At 75.2% G+C, this 1,760-nt stretch carries 2 protein-coding genes; both read left to right on the forward strand.

What is annotated here, in order from left to right; translation table 11 throughout:
• Window positions 1–804 (forward strand): matrixin family metalloprotease (locus VAE46_RS06510; RefSeq protein WP_322796112.1); only part of this gene is annotated, 804 nt, incomplete at its 5' end.
• A gap of 29 nt (window positions 805–833) precedes the next feature.
• The coding region (locus tag VAE46_RS06515) for an Acg family FMN-binding oxidoreductase (RefSeq protein ID WP_322796113.1) at window positions 834–1,760 on the forward strand (927 nt) is incomplete at its 3' end.

Here is a 1,760-nt window from a genome sequence, read left to right on the forward strand (position 1 = left end):
GCCGGCGAGCTCCAGGTCGTCGAATTCAGTTTCGAACTCGTCGTCCCCGGCCCCGGCGGCCCCCGCGTGCTCGGCATCGCGGTCATCGCCCCCGCCGAAGGTGCGCTCTCCGTGGATGAGCGCCTCCGGCACGCCCGCGACGCCGTTCTCGCCGCCGTCCCCGGTGCCATCCCGCTCCCGCACGCGGAGGCGTCCGCCGCCTTCGTCCTCGATGGCGTCCGCTGGCCCGACCCGGCCGGCATCCCCTGGCGCTACAACCCCGCCGGCGCACCCGCCCACCTCGACCCCGCCGCGGCCTTCAGCGCCATCGCCGCCGGCGCCGAGGGCTGGACCGGCGTCGCCGGCACCTCCGTCAGCTTCGCCTTCCAGGGCGAAACCCCGATCCCCACGGGCTGCGCCGGCGACCCGGCGGTGGTCGGCTACGCCCCCGATGGCGAGAACGTGGTCGGCTGGGGCGCCATTGCCGGCGGCTACCTCGGCTACGCCTGCTGGTGGCGTTCGGCCAGCCTCGTCCCCGGGACCCCGTACTTCGAACTGCAGGAGTTCGACCTCGTCTTCTCGCCCTTCTACCCCTACACCCTCGAGTCCCTCCAGGCCCTCGCCCTCCACGAATTCGGCCACGCCCTCGGCCTCGGGCACTCGGATGCCTGCCCCGGCGCCGCCATGTGCGAAGCGGCCGGTGCGATGGTCTACCGCACGCCCCAGCCCGACGACGTCGCGGGGGTCGTGGCCCTCTATGGCCGCCTCGCCGACCTCTTCCCGCCCGCCAACCGCCGCATCCTCCCCTCCCTCGCGCGCGACTGACCCCGCCCGCGGCGCGCTACACTCCCGCCATGACCATCGTCCAGGTCGATGAATGGCTCCGGCTCGCCGGCCTCGCGCCGTCGGCCCTCAACACCCAGCCCTGGCGATTCCGTGTTACCCCGGCCGCCATCGACCTCTTCGCCGACCCCGCTCGCGCCCTCCCCGTGAGCGACCCGCAGGGCCGCGAACGCGCCATCGCCTGCGGCTGTGCGCTGCTCAACCTCCGCGCAGCCGGCGCCGCCGATAGCTGCGTCGAAACGATCGACCTCCTCCCCGACCCGGCCGCGCCCGACCACCTCGCCCGCGTCCGCCTCGAAGACGGCCCCGCCGATGCCGCCCTCGCAGCCCTGGCCCCCGCCATCGAGCTCCGCCGCTCCACCCGCCATGCCTTCGAACCAGGCTCCTTCCCGGCTGCCCTGCGCGACCAGCTTGCCGCTGCCGCAGCCGCCGAAGGCGCGACCCTCCGCTGGGTCGATGCGCGCCCCGAGCGCCAGCGCCTCGCCGACCTCGTGGCCGAAGCCGACCGCCGCCTGCGCCGCGACCCCGCCTACCGCCACGAACTTGCCCACTGGATCCATCCCGGCCGCTCCGTCGACGGCCTCCCCGCCTCGCGCATCGTCGGCCGGGGCCTGCGCTTCCTCGTCGACCACCTCGATCTCGGCCGAACCGCCGCCGCCCGCGACGAGGTTTACGCCCTCCACGCCCCCGCCCTCGCCCTCCTCGCCACCCCCGGCGACACCCCCGCCGATTGGCTCGCCGCAGGCCAGGCACTTGAACGTCTCCTCCTCCGCGCCGCCCTCGATGGCATCCACGCCGGCTACCTCAATCAGCCCTGCCAGCTCCCGGACCTCCGCGAACAGCTCGCCGATGCCGTCACCCCGGGCCTGTTCCCGCAGCTTTGCCTCCGCCTCGGCCGCCCCGCCCAGCCCCCGCCCCCGCAGCGCCGGCGACCGGTC

Source organism: Tepidiforma sp. (assembly GCF_034433535.1).
Classification (GTDB): domain Bacteria; phylum Chloroflexota; class Dehalococcoidia; order Tepidiformales; family Tepidiformaceae; genus Tepidiforma.